This window comes from Shewanella colwelliana (assembly GCF_001735525.1).
Taxonomy (GTDB): domain Bacteria; phylum Pseudomonadota; class Gammaproteobacteria; order Enterobacterales; family Shewanellaceae; genus Shewanella; species Shewanella colwelliana.
On sequence record NZ_MCBT01000011.1, the window covers coordinates 142,635 to 162,271 of the forward strand.

Below are 19,637 nucleotides of genomic sequence, written 5' to 3' on the forward strand. Positions count from 1 at the left end.
CGCGCTCTACGTGAAGCGTTCATCACATAGAGAGGCGATAGAAGCTTTTTAGGTTAACAACGCATGGCCGATGTTACAGCAAGTTATTTGTCACTGACTCACTGCAGCTACTTATGCTGGGCTATCGCCTTAAGTAGCTTTGACCATTGTAAATGCTGAGGATGCTGCACATGATTAAGCTGGGGGCGCTCTTCAGCCATCTTCTGCGACAGTATTATCGCCTCAGACCACTGTTGAGAGGACACTAATTGCGACAAGTGATTAACCGCCTGCAGATCGGAAATAATCGCTTTATTCTGGGAGTTATTCTCAGCTAATACTGGGTCATCGCTTTTCATCATCTCGATGGTTGCAGACCTATGATGGTCATCAACACCGTTAGCCATTGAGGCCTGCTTAGCATTTGGACCAGATGTTGACTCAACAATAACGGGCATATCGACACTCAAATCAGCATTGCCTGACTGCTCAGACTGCCCAGACTGCCCAGACTGCCCAGACTGCCCAGCACTGCGCATCATCGCGGGCTCATCTTGTTGCATCAACAGCGGCGCACTTTGTGGCATCGCCGCATCGTCGCTGAGCAACTCATCGTGTATCTCGGGATTAACCAGCAGTAATGTGACCACCAGCATCACTGATGCAGCTGAAGAGATAGGCCAGCGGTACTGCCGCCAAAAATCGGCCCGAGGCTTAACCACATTATCTTTATTATGATTTGCTATCGCGGCCTTTGCCTGAGCAATGACTTTATCGTCAAGCTGTTCACTCGGTTGCTCTGTCGCTTGCAATCGATACCAAGTGTGTAATTGGCTATCCACAGATTCTGTATTTAGGTTATCTTTCATCATTCTGCTCCTGCCATTTCTCGCTTACGCACTCTCTTAGGGCTTGGTTTGCGTATCGAATGCGACTCTTGGTTGCTTCAAGGCCCACTCCCGCGATCTCCGCAATGACAGCAGCCGTAAAGCCCATTTCTATATTAAGTAAGAAAGCCTCTTTCTGTACTTGAGGTAACAAGACAATGCAGCGCTTGAGCAAACTGGCTTTAAGCTGCTCTTCCGCATCGGCATAAGGCGAATGCTTATCGCTAGGCAATAAACCATCACTATCTTGCTCCTCAGTAAACAGCTCACTAAAGTTGTCTACAGGCTTTAGCGCCCGAACATGATCAACTAACAGATTATGGGCAATTCGATAGAGCCATGTGGTAAATTTAGCTTGGCTTTGATAACTCGTAGCAGCTTTAATCACCCGCCCCCATGTTTCTTGATACAGATCTTCCGCCAACGTTTTATCGCCAATCTGACGCACAAAATACCGATAAAGTGGCCCTTTATGTTTTAGATATAGTTGTTCAAATGCACTGTGATCGCCTTGCGCGTACTGATGCATTAACGTCTGGTCAATATCATCAACCACTTCAATTTCAGATACCTTAGTCACGCTAGGCTCCCTGCTTTGCCATCATCTCTATGATGGAGCAAAGTCTGCACCCCGTGACAGGATTTGTCTATGGCTTACAAGACCTATACAGGTAAAATCCAAAATATAATATCGCTGCCACTCACCAAGTGTCGTTTTTCAATTCGCCCATTACTTGTGGTTTCGGCTCTGGTTGTGGCGGCCAAGGTTTGTCTATGGGTTTAGTCAAATTATGCATCCCTTTATGCCAAACAGGCACTGGCGTCACTTCAAGTCTTTCCTGCTTTACGACTTTAGGTATCACTGGCACGGGGTCTGGGATGGTCTCTCTAGTTTGCGACAGCGAACTCATTTCAATTACTGTTCCACAAGCACTAACCTCAGCAACCGACATAATGGACAGCATTAACAGAGCACTTAAACGCCCTCTGGATGCGATAAAGCTAGCAAGCTCGATATAAGGCATAGTCTTACTCCAACCTCCCTAAAACGCAGCGCAACACGTCTGTTAACCGTGCTGTAAGTTGACCAAACATTAGGTTCCTTACCACATTTTCTATCGGGAATCGTATTTAAAGATATAGATACTAACGGAGTAGGCTCGTAAAAGGGTTATAACAATCAGTATAAATTTAGGTCACAAAAAAGCCGCAAGGTGTCACTTGCGGCTTTCACATTGAGATTGGGTTAACGCTTATGCGTTCGCCAGTTTTTCTTGTAACTTGGCATCTTTCGCTTGAACGGCTTCGGCAGACTTGGCACGCTCTTCTTTAACCGCAATAGCTAATGCATCATCGCCAACAGCTAGCATTTGCGCCGCAAGGTAACCCGCGTTTTTCGCACCAGCGCTGCCAATAGCCACTGTTGCAACAGGTACACCGCCAGGCATCATTACTGTAGAGAGTAAGGCATCGTGACCTTGTAATGGACCACAATCCACTGGAACACCAATAACAGGACGAGTAGTGATACCAGCAACCGCACCAGCAAGGTGAGCGGCAAGTCCCGCTGCACAGATAAAGACTTTACAACCACGCGCTTCAGCATCTGTCACATAAGCATGCGTCGCTGCAGGTGTGCGATGCGCTGAGGTCACTTTAGCTTCGAACTGAATACCAAAGGTCTTTAGTATATCTAAGGTGCCTTGCATAGTAGGCAAGTCAGAGTCCGATCCCATTAATACAGCAACAAATGGCTTAGTCATCTTTTATCCTTTATTTGTAGGGTAGAGCTATTATTTTGCGCGCATTATAGTCATTTTTGCGCCTATAAAACAGTGAAAAATTGATGTTAGCGGTGAGTAGTGGCCTAAGTTTGCCAAAACCTAGCCATTCAAGAGAATATACCAACCCACATTGTTCGTCATAGCGAACAGCTATATTTCAATATCAAACGAGAATATTATTTAAGTCAATTTAAATGATCACTCAACTCTGCTTTTGTTGCTGAGCATTTTGAGCTAATCACCTTAAATTCGATGCGCTTCGCCACTCAATTGCGAAACCGATACCGCTGGTTGGCAGATGCTAGCCCTGAATCGCTGCTGCTCTGTGATACAACTGATATTATTACAAGTTAGCCGCTCTAGATACTCAAATACCTTTCCAATTAGCGCAAATACATCAGCAACATACCCAGCAAGAAAGACATTAGCCAAAAAAAACCTCGATACTATCGAGGTTTTTAATGATGGGCTTAACCAAAGAAGAGACGCCATAACCATGATGAGTCGAGATCTTCTTGGCAACTGCGATACTGCGCCGCGTAGCGTTTCGAGCGCGCATCGACCTTATCGGCAACTTTAATCAACCAAGCTTTTTGATTGTAGGTCTTACGTTTATAGCCGCCCCAGCCTTCGTGATAATTCAAATACTGGTTGCGGGCATCCCACTTTGATACCCCGTTGATTTTATGGGTTTTATAGATAAACCACCCCATAAAATCCATTGCATCATCAAAGTCACTGCGACTCGACCATGAGTTGCCAGTTTCTTTGACATAATCATCCCAAGTCATGGTTTTTGCTTGCGCATAGCCATAGGCATCGCTGGCTCGTCCTATTGGGATGAAGCCTAAAAAGTATTCCATCGGCGGCGCCGCATTGTGTTTAAACGAGCTTTCTTGATACATCATGGCTAACGGCACGTGCACAGGCACGCCCCACTTTTCACGAGTCTTCACTGCGGCCTTGTACCAATCGCGATTCTCTTGGTAGATGGCACACAAATTCTCAGGGTTTTGAGGTGGAGCTGTCGCGCAGCCTGTCAGTAAAAGTGCCAGCACTCCAGCAATGACTGCCATGAAAGTTTTAATCATCAATAATACCGAATAAAGCCCATAAACGAACTGATAGTGTCACATTGATAGCAATCATAATCAATTGCACAGTTGTTAATAGTTAAGTTAATCAATACCTTCAGATGGGATTAGTTCGCACTCATGTTGCTCTTGCGACCAAACAACCGGTTGCCAATAATCACTGCTCAAGCCACGATAAACCTTATCTTGATTGAATTGCGCACCGATGTGGTAACGCTGGTTTGACTTAACATCTATCGTTAAGGTTTTAGGTGCGCGCGCAGCCAGTTTAACCTTTAAACGAGGCGAATCTATTAGCTCTGCAACCGTAAACTGATATCGCCCAGGGGCAAGTTCGTAGTTTGGTCTTGAGATCACAGGGACACCATCGAGATGAGTCACCACGACACGATAGAAGCCCTCATCCATATTGGGCGCTAGATAGCCAGATACCATTCCGCACTGATTTTGCGTATCTGGTATTGATGAACAGCCCGATACAAGGGCTAAACACCAAATGACTAACGCCGCGATTCTCATCCAACCTGCTCAACTAAATCTAACTTTGGCGCAAAGTAATCAACCAGATAGTCTTCAAAACTTACCTTTTCATTTGACTCCAATTGCGCCTGAGCCGCTAACGATGATGCGGCAGCCTGCTGGTATGCTTGTTCTTGCTGCGTGCTCAGAGGGTAATCCATCAACTGCTGGTAATAAGTCTGTGCCAGATCTTTTACCCAATAACTATGGTCAATTTGGCTCTCGAGCAATTGATTCAAAATACGTCCAGAGAAGGTCTTTGCAGGATCGTCTACCGCAGCTTGCCACTGAGCAATCGCCTGCTTATATTGGCCATTTTCATCACCATCTAGCATAGTCGCTAAGCTATTTAACTCGGCAAATAAGTTATTTAACCAGGTCGCCATTAACTGGGGTTCACCGTGTTGCTGTAACATCAATCCAGGCTTACGCCCTTCAATGATAACCGTATTCAGGTTGTGACTAATCTCTTGTTCATCAGCCTCACTAGTATTCGGCGACGGGTTAAGCAGGCAATGCAGTAGAAACAGATCAAGAAAACGAACTTGGTCAGCATCGATACCTACAGGGCTAAATGGATTAACATCTAATGCTCTGACTTCAATATATTCAACCCCTGCACGGGCTAAAGCTTCAGACGGTTTTTCACCGCTCACTCCAACACGCTTGGCCCGAATAGGTGAATAAAACTCGTTCTCGATTTGTAAAACGTTAGCATTCAGTTGTCGATATTCGCCGTCAACTTTAACGCCGATCGCTTCGAAATGTGCCGACGGCATCTCTATCGCCGCTTTTATCCCCTCAAGGTATTCACCGAGTGAGTTGTAACTGATGTGCAATCTTTCCTGTTCTTTATTTGTATAACCCAGATCACTCATTCGCAACGATGTCGCATAGGGTAGATATAGTGTGCCTTTGCCCAGCTTTTCGAAGGCCAGATCAGTTTGTTGATCCTTAATAAAAGAACCACACAAGGCAGGTGATGCACCAAATAGATAAGGGAGTACCCACACTAAACGGCGATAATTGCGGATAAGCCCAAAATAGGACTCTGAAATAAAGTCACAACGACTTAATGACTTATCACTCTGTTGATATAAACGATCCCACAACTGCTCTGATACTGAGAAATTAAAATGTACACCAGAAATAATTTGCATCTGCGCACCATAGCGATAGGTTAACCCTTTACGATATAGACGCTTAAGCTGCCCCACATTGGACTCGCCATAATCAGCAATAGGAATATCAGCCACATCACCGACATAACAAGGCATGCTAACAGGCCACAACCGCTGCTCACCAATATTGCGAACCGTGAATGCATGGGTCTGAGTGAGATCGGTCAACAAGGTATCGATATTTTCATGCACTGGCGTAATAAACTCGAGTAACGACTCACTGTAATCGGTCGTTATCCGCGAATGGGTCAATGCAGAGCCAAGGCTTTTAGGATGTTTATCGGTAGCCAAGTGCCCCGATGCTTCAATACGCAGCGCTTCTCTTTCGATACCACGTTGCATACCTTTTAATGCACTTCGCCCCTGCTCGTCATCGAGTTGGCCAATCACTTCGTTGAAAGATTTCAATATCTTTGTCTCTTATTACGTCATTATGATGCTTTGCAGGACAGACCTGAAAAAAGCGTAAATGATTTCAACATCACCACAAAATAGCCGTTGAGCTAGATGATAGGCAAGGGAAATAAAAATAAAGCGGTGAGCCTAAAATGGTTTCACCGCGATCCTTATATTGGGTCAAGTCTCACCGATTACAACTCTAATACGGTAACCGGATAGCCCAAGGCCTTAATATTTTTTTCAATCTTAGCTCTATCGCCCACGATAAGCACTATCATCTCATCAAGTTTTAGCTCAGAACTGGCTAACTTGTTCAATGTCTCTTTTGAGATGGCATTAATGATCTGTGCTTGAGTTTGGGTAAAGTCTGCATCTAACCCAAAACGTTGGATACGTCGCATAAAGCCCGCTTTTTGATAAGGTGTTTCGTAATCGAGCGCCTGCCCCTGAGAGATAGAGTTTCTCATAAACATCAGCTCTTTCTCAGTCATGCCTGATGATTGATACCCATTAATCTCATTGGCAAACTCTACCATAGCTTCGGCGGTCACATCGGTGCGCACGCTCGCTGACGCTTCAAATAGCCCCTCTTCACTGCCACCAGAAAAATAGCTTCTTGCGCCGTAGGTGTAACCTTTGTCTTCACGAAGGTTGAGGTTAATTCGGCTATTGAACGCACCACCAAGCGGGTAGTTCATCAAGTAAGATTTGAAGTAATCACCAGTCGCATCATAAGGCATTGCGCGTTTACCGATTTTAATCACCGACTGCGCGGCCCCAGGCTTATCCAACAGATATACATGCCCACCCGCCAGCGCTGGCAATGGCTTCATTGCAGGGAGCTTACTGCTGTCTCCCTGCCACGTCGCAAAACCTGCAAGCTTGTTCATCAATTTATCTTTATTTAAATCCCCAACCACGACCATCTGCGCATTGCCTGCACGATATTGCACTTGATAGAAAGCCCTAACATCCTCAAGCGTTAACGCAGCAACACTCGCCATAGTGCCTTGGCTGCTGACCCCTAACGGCGTGTCTGCGCCAAAAAGCAGTGCATCAAATGTACTGTCTGCAATGTAGTTAGGATCAGACTGCATATGTTGTAAACTTTGCAGATGTTGCTGCTTGATTCGCTCAAAGTCTGCAGCCTTAAAGCCTGGTTCAAAGAGCTTTTCATTGACGATAGCCAATGTCTCATCTAGATGAGAGGTCAATGTAGAGACCTTGATGTAGCTTTGATAAGTACTCGCACCAAAGCTGACCGAACTACCCAGCATCTCGAGTGCTTGCGCCAGCTCCTCAGTCGTTCTCTTTTGGCTTGACTCATTTAATAACGATGCAGTGAGGTTGGCTAAGCCCGCCTGTTTAATATCAACGAGACGATGACCGCCATTAAGGTAGATAACGAGTTCAACGGTCGGGGTTTCTTCGCTGGTCGTCCCCATAACAGGTATGCCATTTTGCAAGTTACCCGTCCACAATACTGGTGCGGTGATCACTGGTGCTTGTTGCGCTACGGGCATGACACTGCGATCAAAGGAGGAACTTGCCAAAGCGATGGCATTGACACCTGAAACAGCTTCATCAGCCACCTTTGGGGCTGGCGCAACAAAGTTATCAGCATGAGCAATAAGTTGCTTTTGCCCCTCTGGAACAACACTCATCACTACCATTGGCTTGCCTTTAATATAGGTATTAAAAACACGCATGACATCAGCCTTCGTCACTCCTGCATAGCGTTTTAAATCAAACGCGATTCGGTCTGGATCACCAAAGAAAGTTTGATTAAGTGCCAAGGTCGACACTTTTCCTTTGACGCTCTGCAGACCAAAAATAGTACTGGCTTCAAATTGAACTTTTACTTTCTGTAGATCCGCATCGGTGACGCCACGTTCCTCAAACTCCGCAATAGACTCTTTAACGCGCTGCTCAATATCGCTTAGCTGACCACCACGTGCAGGGTTCGCTAACGCATAAATAGAAAACTGACAGGCCAACTCTTGACAAGGGTGACTCACCCCCGCTTGCACGGCATAGCCATCTTTGACTAGATTTTTATAGACAAGCGACGTCGGCCCACCACCTATGATATTGGCGAGTAGATCCAAAGCCGCCTCATCTTCATGACTCGCGTAAACCGTTGGAAATGCAATGCGCAGCAAAGGTAAATGCACCCGATCTTCCATCGAAATATAACGTGTTGCATCTAAAGTCACTAACTCCTTTGTTTCACCCGTGACTTCTGGGCCGCGAGGGATCTCGCCGAAATACTTATTGATCCATGCCAACGCTTGCACTTCATCAAAGTCGCCGCCGATAGTTAGCGTCGCATTATTAGGGCCATACCAGCGCTGAAAGAAATGCTTCACATCATCCACATTTGCGCGGTCTAAATCCGCAGGCCATCCGATAACAGGCCATGAATATTGATGTCCGGCAGGGTAAAATGCCTGATTAAAGCGCTCGTTCATGCGGCCGTAGGGTTGGTTATCAATCCGTTGTGCACGTTCGTTTTTAACGGTTTCACGCTGCACTTCAAATTTTTCTTCAGTCAGTGCTGGCAAAAAATAACCCATACGATCCGATTCTAACCAGAGCATTTTTTCAAGCTGGTTACTCGGCACGGTCTCAAAATAGTTAGTGCGATCAGTGTTGGTGGTGCCATTGAGTGTGCCACCAGCTTCGGTTACCGTCTTGAAATGCTGTTCATCCCCAACATGTTCTGACCCCTGAAACATCATGTGTTCAAACAGGTGCGCAAAACCCGAACGTCCTGGAAGTTCTCTTGCCGAGCCAACATGGTATGTCACATCAACATGCACTAAAGGATCTGAGCTGTCTTGATGCAGCACCACAGTTAACCCATTAGCCAACATGTATTTTTTATAAGGAATTCCAACTGCGGAGTCGGCGACTGTCACCGTTTCCAATAAAGTCACCCCTTGCGGTAAGGCGGTTGGTGACTGTGACGCAGAACAGGCCGTTAACGCTGCAGAAATTGCTGCAGCTAATATCCATTTTTTCATTAATTATGACTCCATACATTAAGCAAATCATTGCTTACAACCAATGTAACGCCATTGCTGCGATCAGCAGATAGCGCAATCCTTTTCCTATAAAAATCATCACTGTTGACTTAATCACAGGTAGTTTAACCCAACCTGCAAGCAAACAGAGAAGGTCACCAATGACTGGTGCCCAAGCGAGCAGTAAACTCCAGCAGCCATAGCGCTGCACTAGTGCGATACTGTGTCGATACCGTCCAGTACTGAGCGCTTCAGGTGTCTTTGCAAATCGGCCAGCATAGCCCAAATAATAGCTGGTGATCGAACCCAATGTATTGCCGACTGTCGCGGCAACAACCAATGCCAGCCAGGTATCTGTCGAATCATTGATCAAGGCGGCAAGTAAAACTTCTGATCCACCCGGCAACAAAGTCGCAGCAACAAATGCACCACTAAACATCAACCATAACGCGCTCATAATGGCTTACCTAATGAAAATTCGTAATTTTTTATGATCAATTTCAACGGTCTACGCCTTGTTACTCAAAGGTTAACTTTTAAAGTTATTAAAACAATCTTTTTAATGACAATAAGTTATAACAAATTAGGTTTGTTATGCAAGTCATGCTCTCTATAGAATGGACGGCTAAAAAGGTGTAGGTTGATAAGCTTTCATAGCTCATGCTAAAACACCCACGATTAAAACAACAAAATAAATTTGGAATTTATCCCATGTGGCAAACAATTAAACAGATCCCATTTTGGAAGAAAGTATTAGCTGGTTTTATTTTAGGGGTCGGCCTTGGAATCGTACTTGGTGAACAGGCAACCATGCTTAAGCCATTAGGCGACCTATTTATTTCGGCAATCAAGATGTTGGTTGCACCACTCATTTTCTGTGCCATTGTCGTCAGTATTACCAGCCTTGGCAATGACGTGAGTTTAAAGCGTCTTAGCTTCAAAACATTAGCCATGTTTATGTTTACCGGCACCCTAGCCTCACTGATTGGCCTAACCGTTGGTAGCCTTATCGATATGGGGGGCAGCTTAGAGCTTGCCACCAGCGAGGTGCGTGAACGTAATATCCCAGGCTTTGCACAAGTCCTGCTGGATATGATCCCAGTCAATCCATTTGCGTCACTTGCTGAGGGCAAAGTATTACAGATCATCGTCTTTGCGGCCCTTGTAGGTATAGCGATTAATCAGATAGGTGAAAAAGCTGAACCGCTAAAACGCACTATCGAAGCGGGCGCAGAAGTGATGTTTCAATTAACCCGTATGGTGCTACAACTTACACCTATTGGTGTATTCGGCTTAATGGCTTGGGTTGTTGGTGAATACGGAATTTCAACACTGTTACCATTAGGTAAGTTCATTGCCGCAATCTATATTGCCGCCCTTATCCATATCTTGTTTGTTTACGGTGGTTTGATTAAATTCGCGGCAAAACTTAGCCCGGTTCAGTTTTTCCGTAAAGCCATGCCAGCTCAATTGGTGGCCTTTACTACCGCATCAAGTTTCGGCACATTACCTGCCAGCACTCGCTGCACCGAATCCATGGGTGTATCAAAACGCTATGGCGCATTTGTCTTGCCATTAGGCGCGACCATGAACATGGATGGTTGTGGCGGTATTTACCCAGCTATTGCGGCCATATTTATTGCACAAATTTACGCTATTCCTCTGGATATGACCGACTATATGCTGATTGCCGTCACCGCCACAGTGGCTTCGGTGGGCACAGCCGGCGTACCTGGTAGCGCTATGGTGATGTTATCAGTCACCTTGGGTGTGGTTGGCTTACCGCTAGAAGGGATCGCCTTTATTGCTGCCATTGACCGCGTCATCGATATGATAAGAACTGCAACTAACGTCACAGGTGACATGATGACCGCTGTAGTTGTTGGGAAGTCTGAAGGTCAATTAGATGAGGTTCAGTTTAACGCGCAAGAGGATGAGGTTGTCTCTCAAACCACGAGCTAGCAGTTAGCCCTATTCCGCACAAAAATTTAAAAAGCCGCGCATGCGGCTTTTTGTCTGTAATGGTCTGTTCAAATTGGGATAAATAGCAAAATTCATATTATACTTGCGCAAACAACGTGCAAAACTTTGAGGGTACTATGACACGGATTTTCCTTTTGCCTATTTTACTTTGTCTTTTTTGGACAATGTTCCTGTTCCTGAATGGCGTGCCACTAAAGCAGGGTAGAAAAGGGTTTATCTACATCATAGCCATCAGCGCTACCGTAATTGCATCGCTTGGATTTTTGCTTTGGATCACCGCTGGACAAAACCTGCGTAGCTAAGTCTGTATCTTCTACTAGCACCATTTTAAAGTTCTGGTAAGATAGCGCCCCTTTTCATCCGCCCTTAGGGCAATGCTCTGGACTCAAAATGTCTGACAAATTCTTTTTCAAGGGCCGAAAAACCCCCAAGCCAAAACATGAAAGTTATGGCTACAACACAAAGCGCGCAGCTAAACCAGGCAGCGAGGCCTTTCCGTTAGCCATTATCGTCAATAATGAAGCAAGATATACGGAAATTAAGGCGTTAGCTGATGAGCATCAGCTCGTTGCTGACATCGAAATCAAGCCTGAAGCGGTTGAAGATATTAGTGCCTTGATGGGGATTTTAAATAAACCTCAAACCACAACGGTAGAGAAAAAACCACAGCGTAATGATCCCTGCATTTGTGGCAGCGGCAAAAAATACAAAAAATGTTGTGGTTCATAGCCAGGCATACAGCAGTGATAAGCGTTTGCTATCACTGCTGTGTCATCACATTTGATCAGAGATAATGCTAAGGTGAGCTTCAAGTTCAGCTTCGGTTTTAGGTAACGAATCCAGCTCAAACGTTAATGGGCTGCCACCGTTTAACATGAAAACTGAACGCTCGCCGTGATCATAGTGAAACCATTTGCCATTCACACACAAATCGGTATAGCAGTTAGGTTGTAATTCCATCATCGTCATCCTCATTCAGTTCAAATAATCCCAATACTTGTGAGATACATCACCGTTATCAGACTACAGATCAGATAGAGACTTGTTGATCTACATCAACTGATTAAGAATTAGCTTGATTAAGAAAAGTGCGATATAGACTATATCATCGTTGAAACAATTAGTTAGCCAAATATAAAAATGACCTGCTGAGTAGCAGGCCATTATGCGTTTAATCAGGTAAACCTCAAGAGATCAGCCTAGTACCGCCAACAATACCCCTGCTGCAACTGCCGAACCCAATACTCCTGCAACATTAGGCCCCATCGCATGCATCAACAAGAAGTTTTGTTGGTTAGACTCCAGCCCGACCTTGTTAACCACCCTCGCAGCCATCGGCACAGCGGAGACCCCTGCAGCACCAATCAATGGATTAATCTTACCGCCAGATAACTTACTCATTAGCTTGGCCATTAATACACCGGTAGCAGTACCAATACCAAATGCGACAGCCCCCAACACCAAAATCCCTAAGGTTTCCAATTGCAGAAACTTATCAGCAGAAAGCTTTGAGCCTACCGCCAAACCAAGGAAAATAGTCACTATGTTGATCAGCTCATTTTGAGCAGTGCTGGATAGCCTATCAACTACCCCTGATTCGCGCATCAAGTTACCTAAACAGAACATTCCAACCAATGGCGTTGCAGCAGGAAGAAACAGTATCGTTAATCCCAACACCATCAAAGGAAAAAAGATCTTCTCCTTCTTGCTAACTTCTCTGAGCTGTTCCATCTTGATTTGGCGCTCGCTCTCAGTGGTTAGCAGCTTCATAATCGGTGGCTGGATAATCGGTACTAGCGCCATATATGAATAAGCAGCTACCGCAATAGCCCCCAGCAGCTCTGGAGCCAATTTAGACGCCAAAAAGATTGCCGTTGGTCCATCTGCACCACCAATAATGGCAATGGCCGCAGCATCTTGCATAGTGAACTCAAACCCTGGAACCGCATTTAACGCTATCGCACCAATCAAGGTGGCGAAAATACCAAATTGGGCAGCAGCACCTAGCAGTAACATCTTTGGATTAGCGATTAATGCTCCAAAGTCTGTTAATGCCCCGACCCCCATAAAGATAAGGAGTGGAAAAACGCCAGTTTCAATTCCGACGTGATAAGCAAAATAGAGTAAGCCCCCTTCATCGGTAAAACCACCGTTAGGGATGTTTGCTAACACGGCACCAAAACCGATGGGCAGCAGCAGCAGGGGCTCAAACCCACGAACGATGGCCAGATAGAGTAACAAACCGCCCACCGCCATCATCAGTAGTTGTCCACCAGTAAAGTTGGCGATCCCCGACTCGGCCCAAAAAGCTAATAAACCTTCCATACTAGCTCCTAAGCTATGGCAAGTAGTTGATTGCCTACGGCAACAGAGTCACCCTCTTTAACCCAAACCTCACTGATAACACCATCAGACTCGGCGCGGATCTCGGTCTCCATTTTCATCGCTTCTAGAATGATCACGACATCACCAGCTTTAACTGCGTCGCCAGCTCGAACATTCACTTTAAAAATGTTACCCGAAAGCGGTGCATTCATTGCAGCTTTTATCGCCCCCGTTGGTAACGATACTGGCGCCACTGGTGCGGTAAACGGCACCACATTCTCGCTAGCCACCACTTGAGTAATATCACCACCTGGGGAGACTTCGACCACAAAACTCTGCCCTTGGACATTAACAGTATAGGTTTCTGGCCCACCATTTGGCGCGGCACTGACTTGCGCGGTTGCAGTGGTATTGCTTGCAGATGGCGCTTCAGGTTTAGGCTCAAATGCATCGGGATTATTGCGATTCTTGAGAAACTTAAGTCCGATTTGTGGGAACAACGCATAGGTTAAAACGTCATCATCAAGATCTGATGCTAATGTTATTTCCTCTTCCTTTGCCTTAGCGGTTAACTCTGCACGTAACTTATCCAGTTCAGCGTCAAGTAAATCTGCTGGGCGACAAACGATAGCCTCAGCGCCATCAAGCACACGAGCTTGCAGCGCTTTATTGACAGGTGCAGGAGTAGCACCGTACTCGCCCTTCAGCACACCTTCGGTCTCTTTGGTCATCGACTTGTAACGCTCACCCGTTAAGACGTTAATTACCGCCTGGGTACCCACAATTTGTGACGTTGGGGTGACTAATGGTAAAAAGCCGAGATCTTCACGCACTTTAGGGATCTCTTCGAGAACAAGATCTAGCTTGTCTGCCGCACCTTGTTCACGAAGTTGGTTTTCCATATTAGTCAACATACCACCAGGTACCTGCGCGCGAAGAATACGCGAATCGATACCTTTTAGCTCTCCTTCGAAAGCGGCGTACTTCTTGCGCACCTCTCTAAAATAGGCTGCAATCTCTTCAAGCAGCGCCATATCATAGCCTGTAGCCCGCTCTGTATCCTCAACCATCGCCACAAGCGTCTCTGTAGCACTATGGCCATAAGTCTGACTCATTGATGAGATAGCTGTATCTAACACATCAATGCCCGCTTCTATCGCCTTTTGATAGGTTGCTGTACTTAACCCAGTGGTCGCATGACACTGCATAGATACGATTAGGTTGGTTTGTGACTTAAGTTGACTAATTAAGTCGAATGCATCAAATGGCTTAAGCAAACCAGCCATATCTTTGATACACAATGAGTGACACCCCATATCCTCAAGGCGCTTAGCCATATCCACCCAAGTGTCGAGGGTGTGCACCGGGCTCGTTGTATAAGAGATAGTCCCTTGGGCATGTCCACCAACATCGACAACCGCCTTCACCGCTGTCTCAAGGTTGCGCACGTCGTTCATGGCATCAAAAATACGGAAGACATCCACGCCATTGCTGTGGGCGCGTTCAACAAAACGGTGCACTAAATCATCAGCGTAGTGACGATAACCTAATAAGTTTTGACCACGTAGTAACATCTGTTGTGGCGTATTAGGCATCACCTTCTTCAACTCACGAATACGTTCCCATGGATCTTCGCCTAAATAGCGGATACAAGAGTCAAATGTTGCGCCGCCCCAAGATTCCAGTGACCAAAAGCCTACCTTATCCAATAATGGTGCGATAGGAAGCATATCTTCAGTACGAAGACGAGTCGCAAGAATAGACTGATGAGCATCTCGTAAGACAACGTCGGTTAATGCAAGTGGCTTGCTCATAATAACTCCCTACTTTTTTATTGTGCTTTAGCGCGGTGCTGATGAATTGCTGCGGTGATCACGGCAACCATTTTAGGATCGATGCCCTGCTTAACCTCTGCACCGTTCCGTGCCGTAGGCTTAGCATTTACATCATGTAGTTTAGGCCCAAACTTCCAAGCCACTAATTTAACGCCTAGGATTAAGGTAGAAAGAAATATGAAAACCAATCCCATCCCTAATATCATAATGCCAAGTGCATCGGTTACTTGTTGCGCAATCGAATCCATATCGTCCTCTTTGGTATAGCTGTTAGTCCCACCTCAATAGCGCAAAACGCATCTAGGCGTATTTATTCACTAAATAAGCAAAAAAAATCACCTTATCAAGGTGATCTTTTGCTAGGACTTAGCTTGAATCTGTTCGACACCGAATAAACAATAACTAATCTATAACAAAAATGCCAACAGCTTGTAAATTGGTCTTACCAAAATTAATTAACAAAAAGGCCTGCAGATGAGAATTCTTTACATAAGGTACCAATATAATGAGATATCCTCAAAATAATTACCATTTATGACAAAAAGTAAGATTCTCGCGGTAATATGAATGAAAATTGAATTCAGGAATATGAACAGACAATAGTCTAATGCAAAGGTATTCACTCAGCGTGGAGAGGCATAAGAAAACTGAAGACATTGCCATCCAAAGACTTAGCAACGCTTATGCAATTAGGCTTCATAGCCAAGAAAGCTGGGTTGTTAAACCACAGATGAGAATGGTTGATAGGGATAATTAGAAAACAACACATCTTAGTGTGTTTGTGTCTTAGTCACCAAAATAGCCAACAAAAATAACAGGCATAAAAAAACCCGCAACTTTCGTTACGGGTTTTAATAATGGCGGAGAAGGAGGGATTCGAACCCTCGATGGGATTTAAAGCCCATACTCCCTTAGCAGGGGAGCGCCTTCGGCCACTCGGCCACCTCTCCGTTTTCTTGGCGCACATATTACTGTTTGCCGAAAATAAGTCAAACCATTTCTATTAAACAAATACTGTTTGAACTGTTTTTAGGCAGATCGGTACAATTAATCAGAATAACTGTGTGCTATCGCACCATTATGGTTAAAAACTTACCAACTAGAAACAAAAAAGCCAGCAACAATGCTGACTCTTGTTTCTTACGATTTACGTAACGACGACTTAAAAATTGCCGCCTTCTGAAGAGTTACCTGACTTTTCAGACTGAATACGCTGATAAATCTCTTCACGGTGAACCGAAACTTCTTTTGGTGCATTCACACCTATACGAACTTGATTACCCTTGACGCCTAAAACGGTGACAGTAACTTCATCACCAATCATCAGTGTTTCACCAACACGACGAGTTAATATCAGCATGTTTTGCTCCTTTAGTTCCAAATTCTGCTTTTACGGCATTATTCCGTTATGATCATATTATACGGTCAGCTTAGTACAAATTAATAGTGCTCAGTAAAAAAACCACCATTAATTTGCACCTTAATTCGCTTTATTGTGCCGCATATCCCTGATTATGTTTCAGGCGACTGAACAAAGTGGTGTGATTTTCGACACTATTATTACAAACGTTAATTAAAGCAGCATTAAACTTACGGCTTAAATAGCTTAACGATTCTAAATGCCACGTCATCCTCAACCTTTTACAAAATCATAGCAAACACTCAGTACGCCCTATTGAATGATTGTATAGATACGCTATTCCTACATTTGAACTCGCATCCTATGCTTACATAAGGTGTAGATAAGCTGCATACCGTAAGATAGTCGCTCATCTTTGACAGTCATTCTCTTGTTGCGCCCTATTAATTCCCCATAAAAAAAGCGCTCATTGAGCGCTTTTTTTAATTGGCGAGTTTAACTAAGACGTTCAGTCACCCAAGGGATTACTGAGTTTAACGCGCTATCAAGCTTATCAGGCTCACTGCCGCCCGCCTGAGCCATATCAGGCCGTCCACCGCCCTTACCACCGACTTGTGTGGCAATCATAGCGACAAGCTCACCAGCCTTAACGCTGCCAGTTAGATCTTTAGTCACACCAGCGATAAGGTTAACCTTAGCATCACCAGCGATACCCAAAACAACGATACCTGAGCCTAACTTTTGCTTTAATTCATCTTGAAGGCCACGTAATGCACCAGCATCAACGCCCTCAAGCTTTTTAACAAGCACTTTAACACCCGCTATCTCTTGGGCGTCACCAGCCAGATCTGCACTGGTCGCGGCGGCCAATTTGTCTTTAAGCTGCGACAGCTCTTTTTCTAGCTGTTTAGCCTTATCAAGTTGAGCCTTTAGCTTAGTAACAACCGATGCGCTGTCTCCCTTAAGTAAAGAAGCCGCTTGCTCTAATAGCGCTTGCTGCTCACTAACATAGCTCATCGCTGCAGCACCAGTCACAGCTTCAATACGACGAATACCAGCTGCAATACCGCCTTCAGAGGTGATTTTGAACAACCCGATATCGCCAGTACGACCTACGTGAGTACCACCACATAGCTCGATAGAGAAATCCCCCATGGTCACAACTCGCACCTGAGAGTCATACTTCTCACCAAACAGTGCCATCGCGCCCTGCTCTTTCGCCTGCTCAATATCCATCACTTGGGCTTTAAGCTCATGATTGCGGCGAATTTGCGTATTAACTAACTCTTCAACGGCTTTAAGTTCTGATGGTTTAACCGCTTCAAAATGTGAAAAATCGAAACGTAATCTTTCCGGATCAACCAAAGAGCCTTTCTGGCTCACATGGGTTCCTAATACTTGACGCAGCGCCGCATGTAACAGATGAGTGACTGAGTGGTTCAACTCAGTACGGTGCCTTAACTTTTTATCTACTGCAGCCGTTAGTGACTGACCCACTTTGATAGCCCCAGCTTTTAGGTTGCCGATGTGACCAACTGCTTGGCCATATTTTTGGGTATCATTGACGATAAACTCAATCTCGGTACCAGCCAGTAGCCCTTTGTCGCCACATTGACCGCCAGATTCCCCATAAAATGGTGTGCTATCAAGTACCACAACGGCATCATTACCAGCGTTAAGTTCATTAACGGCTTCACCATTGCAATAAATAGCAACAACTTTCGCTTCACCATTTAGGTCGCTATAGCCACAAAAATCGGTTTGTGCATCGATCTTTAAACTGTCGTTGTAGTCAGTATCGAATTGACCAGCCGCTTGAGCACGGCTACGTTGCTCGGCCATCGCGGCTTCAAAACCAGCCTCATCGACCGTGATATTGCGTTCACGACAAACATCAGCGGTAAGATCAACCGGGAAGCCATAAGTGTCGTAAAGCTTAAAGGCGGTTTCACCGTCTAATACGTCGCCATTAAGGGCATTAAGTGCCCCATCAAGAATCCCAAGCCCACGCTCTAGAGTACGAGCAAACTGCTCTTCTTCTGCTTTGAGTGACTTCTCAACAATTGCCTGAGTCGCTTTCAAACCGTTTGCGGCATCACCCATCACGTCGATCAGGGTTGGCACTAGCTTGTAAAAGAATGACTCTGTCGCACCAAGCTTATTGCCGTGGCGCACTGCACGACGAATAATACGGCGCAATACATAACCTCGACCTTCATTTGATGGCATTACCCCATCGGCAATCAAGAAGGCACATGAACGGATATGGTCGGCAATCACACGCAACGATTTGTTTTCAAGGTCTGTGACACCAACAATCTCAGCAGCTTTTTTAATTAGAGCTTGGAAAATATCGATTTCGTAATTTGAGTGTACGCCTTGCATAATTGCCGCAATACGCTCGATTCCCATTCCTGTATCAACCGATGGCTTAGGCAGAGGCTCCATGGTACCGTCAGCTTGACGGTTATACTGCATAAATACGATGTTCCAGATCTCGATAAATCTGTCACCATCTTCTTCTGGTGTGCCTGGGCGTCCGCCCCATATATGATCGCCATGATCATAGAAAATCTCTGTACAAGGACCACACGGTCCCGTGTCGCCCATCTGCCAGAAGTTATCCGACGCATATGCCGCGCCTTTATTGTCACCGATGCGAATAAGGTTTTCTGCTGGAACACCTATCTCTTTGGTCCAAATGTCATAGGCTTCATCATCGGTTTCGTAAATGGTCACACATAAGCGGTTTTTAGGTAGCTTTAACTCTTCAGTTAAGAAGGTCCAAGCAAAGCGTATCGCTTCTTGCTTAAAATAGTCACCAAAGCTGAAGTTACCCAGCATTTCGAAAAAAGTATGATGCCGTGCAGTATACCCAACATTGTCTAAATCATTATGTTTACCCCCCGCACGTACACAGCGTTGAGAGGTCGTTGCGCGGGTATAATCACGCTTATCTTCGCCAAGAAAAACGTCTTTAAACTGGTTCATTCCGGCGTTGGTAAACAGCAAGGTTGGATCATTGCCAGGTACCAGTGAACTGCTGTCCACAACCTGGTGACTGTTTCTGCGGAAAAACTCCAAGAAAGCACTTCTCAGCGCTGCAGTGGTTTGATACATGAAATCATCCTGAATTAGATTTGGCTCACAATGAAAAACGCGTTTCCATTGATATTCTAGTTAGCCAAGCATTATAAGCAGTCTATAAGTGAACAACCAGAGGTTTAGCGAGGATAGTGAAAGAATCAATAAAAAAGTCGGCGAC

At 45.2% G+C, this 19,637-nt stretch carries 18 protein-coding genes and 1 tRNA gene; 3 read left to right on the plus strand and 16 right to left on the minus strand.

The features are described 5' to 3' along the window. Nucleotides 1–107: 107 nt before the first annotated feature. The 9 genes from BEL05_RS04320 to BEL05_RS04360 all read right to left on the minus strand — a co-directional run bounded on the left by BEL05_RS04320 (nucleotide 108) and on the right by BEL05_RS04360 (nucleotide 9,326). On the minus strand, nucleotides 108–848 hold the full coding sequence (locus BEL05_RS04320) for a hypothetical protein (RefSeq protein ID WP_069670398.1): 741 nt from the start codon (nucleotides 846–848) through the stop codon (nucleotides 108–110). Next, a complete protein-coding gene (locus BEL05_RS04325) occupies nucleotides 838–1,395 on the minus strand; it encodes a sigma-70 family RNA polymerase sigma factor (protein ID WP_081730754.1) in 558 nt (185 codons plus the stop codon). The genes BEL05_RS04320 and BEL05_RS04325 overlap by 11 nt, the downstream gene beginning before the upstream one ends. Before the next feature lie 172 nt (nucleotides 1,396–1,567). Continuing rightward, the gene (locus BEL05_RS04330; RefSeq protein WP_069670399.1) at nucleotides 1,568–1,891 is read right to left on the minus strand and encodes a hypothetical protein; all 324 of its coding nucleotides are present in this window, start codon (nucleotides 1,889–1,891) and stop codon (nucleotides 1,568–1,570) included. A gap of 228 nt (nucleotides 1,892–2,119) precedes the next feature. Beyond that, nucleotides 2,120–2,629 (minus strand): 5-(carboxyamino)imidazole ribonucleotide mutase, encoded by a 510-nt coding sequence (gene purE, locus BEL05_RS04335; protein ID WP_028765302.1) that lies wholly within the window; start codon nucleotides 2,627–2,629, stop codon nucleotides 2,120–2,122. Nucleotides 2,630–3,120: 491 nt separating this feature from the next. Next, nucleotides 3,121–3,741: a transglycosylase SLT domain-containing protein gene (locus tag BEL05_RS04340; RefSeq protein ID WP_175427314.1), complete on the minus strand. Its 621-nt coding sequence runs from the start codon at nucleotides 3,739–3,741 to the stop codon at nucleotides 3,121–3,123. Between the two features lie 87 nt (nucleotides 3,742–3,828). Next, complete coding sequence (locus BEL05_RS04345; protein ID WP_028765300.1) at nucleotides 3,829–4,263, minus strand: hypothetical protein; 435 nt, start codon at nucleotides 4,261–4,263, stop codon at nucleotides 3,829–3,831. Next, nucleotides 4,260–5,852 (minus strand): glutamate--cysteine ligase, encoded by a 1,593-nt coding sequence (gene gshA / locus BEL05_RS04350; RefSeq protein ID WP_069670400.1) that lies wholly within the window; start codon nucleotides 5,850–5,852, stop codon nucleotides 4,260–4,262. The genes BEL05_RS04345 and gshA overlap by 4 nt, the downstream gene beginning before the upstream one ends. Nucleotides 5,853–6,034: 182 nt before the next feature. Continuing rightward, complete coding sequence (locus tag BEL05_RS04355; RefSeq protein WP_069670401.1) at nucleotides 6,035–8,869, minus strand: M16 family metallopeptidase; 2,835 nt, start codon at nucleotides 8,867–8,869, stop codon at nucleotides 6,035–6,037. Nucleotides 8,870–8,903: 34 nt separating this feature from the next. Beyond that, nucleotides 8,904–9,326, minus strand: coding sequence for a YqaA family protein (locus BEL05_RS04360; protein WP_069670402.1), 423 nt, complete (start codon nucleotides 9,324–9,326; stop codon nucleotides 8,904–8,906). A gap of 254 nt (nucleotides 9,327–9,580) precedes the next feature. On the opposite strand from BEL05_RS04360, the gene BEL05_RS04365 reads away from it, so the two are divergent. From BEL05_RS04365 to BEL05_RS04375, 3 genes are all read left to right on the plus strand, one after another. Then, nucleotides 9,581–10,831, plus strand: coding sequence for a dicarboxylate/amino acid:cation symporter (locus BEL05_RS04365; RefSeq protein WP_069670403.1), 1,251 nt, complete (start codon nucleotides 9,581–9,583; stop codon nucleotides 10,829–10,831). Nucleotides 10,832–10,968: 137 nt separating this feature from the next. Continuing rightward, nucleotides 10,969–11,154 (plus strand): hypothetical protein, encoded by a 186-nt coding sequence (locus BEL05_RS21155; RefSeq protein ID WP_037429348.1) that lies wholly within the window; start codon nucleotides 10,969–10,971, stop codon nucleotides 11,152–11,154. A gap of 88 nt (nucleotides 11,155–11,242) precedes the next feature. Then, nucleotides 11,243–11,581 (plus strand): PBPRA1643 family SWIM/SEC-C metal-binding motif protein, encoded by a 339-nt coding sequence (locus BEL05_RS04375; protein WP_028765296.1) that lies wholly within the window; start codon nucleotides 11,243–11,245, stop codon nucleotides 11,579–11,581. A gap of 45 nt (nucleotides 11,582–11,626) precedes the next feature. On the opposite strand, the gene BEL05_RS04380 is transcribed toward BEL05_RS04375, so the two are convergent. The 7 genes from BEL05_RS04380 to alaS form a co-directional block, all read right to left on the minus strand. Beyond that, nucleotides 11,627–11,812 (minus strand): hypothetical protein, encoded by a 186-nt coding sequence (locus tag BEL05_RS04380; protein ID WP_028765295.1) that lies wholly within the window; start codon nucleotides 11,810–11,812, stop codon nucleotides 11,627–11,629. A gap of 234 nt (nucleotides 11,813–12,046) precedes the next feature. Further along, nucleotides 12,047–13,177: a sodium ion-translocating decarboxylase subunit beta gene (locus BEL05_RS04385; RefSeq protein ID WP_069670404.1), complete on the minus strand. Its 1,131-nt coding sequence runs from the start codon at nucleotides 13,175–13,177 to the stop codon at nucleotides 12,047–12,049. An 8-nt stretch (nucleotides 13,178–13,185) separates the two neighbouring features. Next, nucleotides 13,186–14,991, minus strand: coding sequence for a sodium-extruding oxaloacetate decarboxylase subunit alpha (oadA, locus tag BEL05_RS04390; protein WP_069670405.1), 1,806 nt, complete (start codon nucleotides 14,989–14,991; stop codon nucleotides 13,186–13,188). A 17-nt stretch (nucleotides 14,992–15,008) separates the two neighbouring features. Further along, nucleotides 15,009–15,260 (minus strand): OadG family protein, encoded by a 252-nt coding sequence (locus BEL05_RS04395; RefSeq protein ID WP_028765293.1) that lies wholly within the window; start codon nucleotides 15,258–15,260, stop codon nucleotides 15,009–15,011. Nucleotides 15,261–15,870: 610 nt separating this feature from the next. Continuing rightward, a tRNA-Ser gene (locus tag BEL05_RS04400) sits at nucleotides 15,871–15,962 on the minus strand. Between the two features lie 212 nt (nucleotides 15,963–16,174). Beyond that, nucleotides 16,175–16,372 (minus strand): carbon storage regulator CsrA, encoded by a 198-nt coding sequence (gene csrA, locus BEL05_RS04405; protein WP_028765292.1) that lies wholly within the window; start codon nucleotides 16,370–16,372, stop codon nucleotides 16,175–16,177. A gap of 495 nt (nucleotides 16,373–16,867) precedes the next feature. Beyond that, entirely contained in the window at nucleotides 16,868–19,492 is a 2,625-nt protein-coding gene (alaS, locus tag BEL05_RS04410; RefSeq protein WP_069670406.1) for an alanine--tRNA ligase, read from the minus strand. Nucleotides 19,493–19,637 lie beyond the last annotated feature (145 nt).

Excerpts from the sequence above, each read along its gene's own strand:
- BEL05_RS04320 (WP_069670398.1), bottom strand. The coding sequence starts at position 848 with ATGAAAGATAACCTAAATACAGAATCTGTGGATAGCCAATTACACACT.
- BEL05_RS04325 (WP_081730754.1), bottom strand. The coding sequence starts at position 1,395 with ATGCATCAGTACGCGCAAGGCGATCACAGTGCATTTGAACAACTATAT.
- BEL05_RS04330 (WP_069670399.1), bottom strand. The coding sequence starts at position 1,891 with ATGCCTTATATCGAGCTTGCTAGCTTTATCGCATCCAGAGGGCGTTTA.
- purE (WP_028765302.1), bottom strand. The coding sequence starts at position 2,629 with ATGACTAAGCCATTTGTTGCTGTATTAATGGGATCGGACTCTGACTTG.
- BEL05_RS04340 (WP_175427314.1), bottom strand. The coding sequence starts at position 3,741 with ATGATTAAAACTTTCATGGCAGTCATTGCTGGAGTGCTGGCACTTTTA.
- BEL05_RS04345 (WP_028765300.1), bottom strand. The coding sequence starts at position 4,263 with ATGAGAATCGCGGCGTTAGTCATTTGGTGTTTAGCCCTTGTATCGGGC.
- BEL05_RS04355 (WP_069670401.1), bottom strand. The coding sequence starts at position 8,869 with ATGAAAAAATGGATATTAGCTGCAGCAATTTCTGCAGCGTTAACGGCC.
- BEL05_RS04360 (WP_069670402.1), bottom strand. The coding sequence starts at position 9,326 with ATGAGCGCGTTATGGTTGATGTTTAGTGGTGCATTTGTTGCTGCGACT.
- BEL05_RS04365 (WP_069670403.1), top strand. The coding sequence starts at position 9,581 with ATGTGGCAAACAATTAAACAGATCCCATTTTGGAAGAAAGTATTAGCT.
- BEL05_RS21155 (WP_037429348.1), top strand. The coding sequence starts at position 10,969 with ATGACACGGATTTTCCTTTTGCCTATTTTACTTTGTCTTTTTTGGACA.
- BEL05_RS04375 (WP_028765296.1), top strand. The coding sequence starts at position 11,243 with ATGTCTGACAAATTCTTTTTCAAGGGCCGAAAAACCCCCAAGCCAAAA.
- BEL05_RS04380 (WP_028765295.1), bottom strand. The coding sequence starts at position 11,812 with ATGGAATTACAACCTAACTGCTATACCGATTTGTGTGTGAATGGCAAA.
- BEL05_RS04385 (WP_069670404.1), bottom strand. The coding sequence starts at position 13,177 with ATGGAAGGTTTATTAGCTTTTTGGGCCGAGTCGGGGATCGCCAACTTT.
- oadA (WP_069670405.1), bottom strand. The coding sequence starts at position 14,991 with ATGAGCAAGCCACTTGCATTAACCGACGTTGTCTTACGAGATGCTCAT.
- BEL05_RS04395 (WP_028765293.1), bottom strand. The coding sequence starts at position 15,260 with ATGGATTCGATTGCGCAACAAGTAACCGATGCACTTGGCATTATGATA.
- csrA (WP_028765292.1), bottom strand. The coding sequence starts at position 16,372 with ATGCTGATATTAACTCGTCGTGTTGGTGAAACACTGATGATTGGTGAT.
- alaS (WP_069670406.1), bottom strand. The coding sequence starts at position 19,492 with ATGTATCAAACCACTGCAGCGCTGAGAAGTGCTTTCTTGGAGTTTTTC.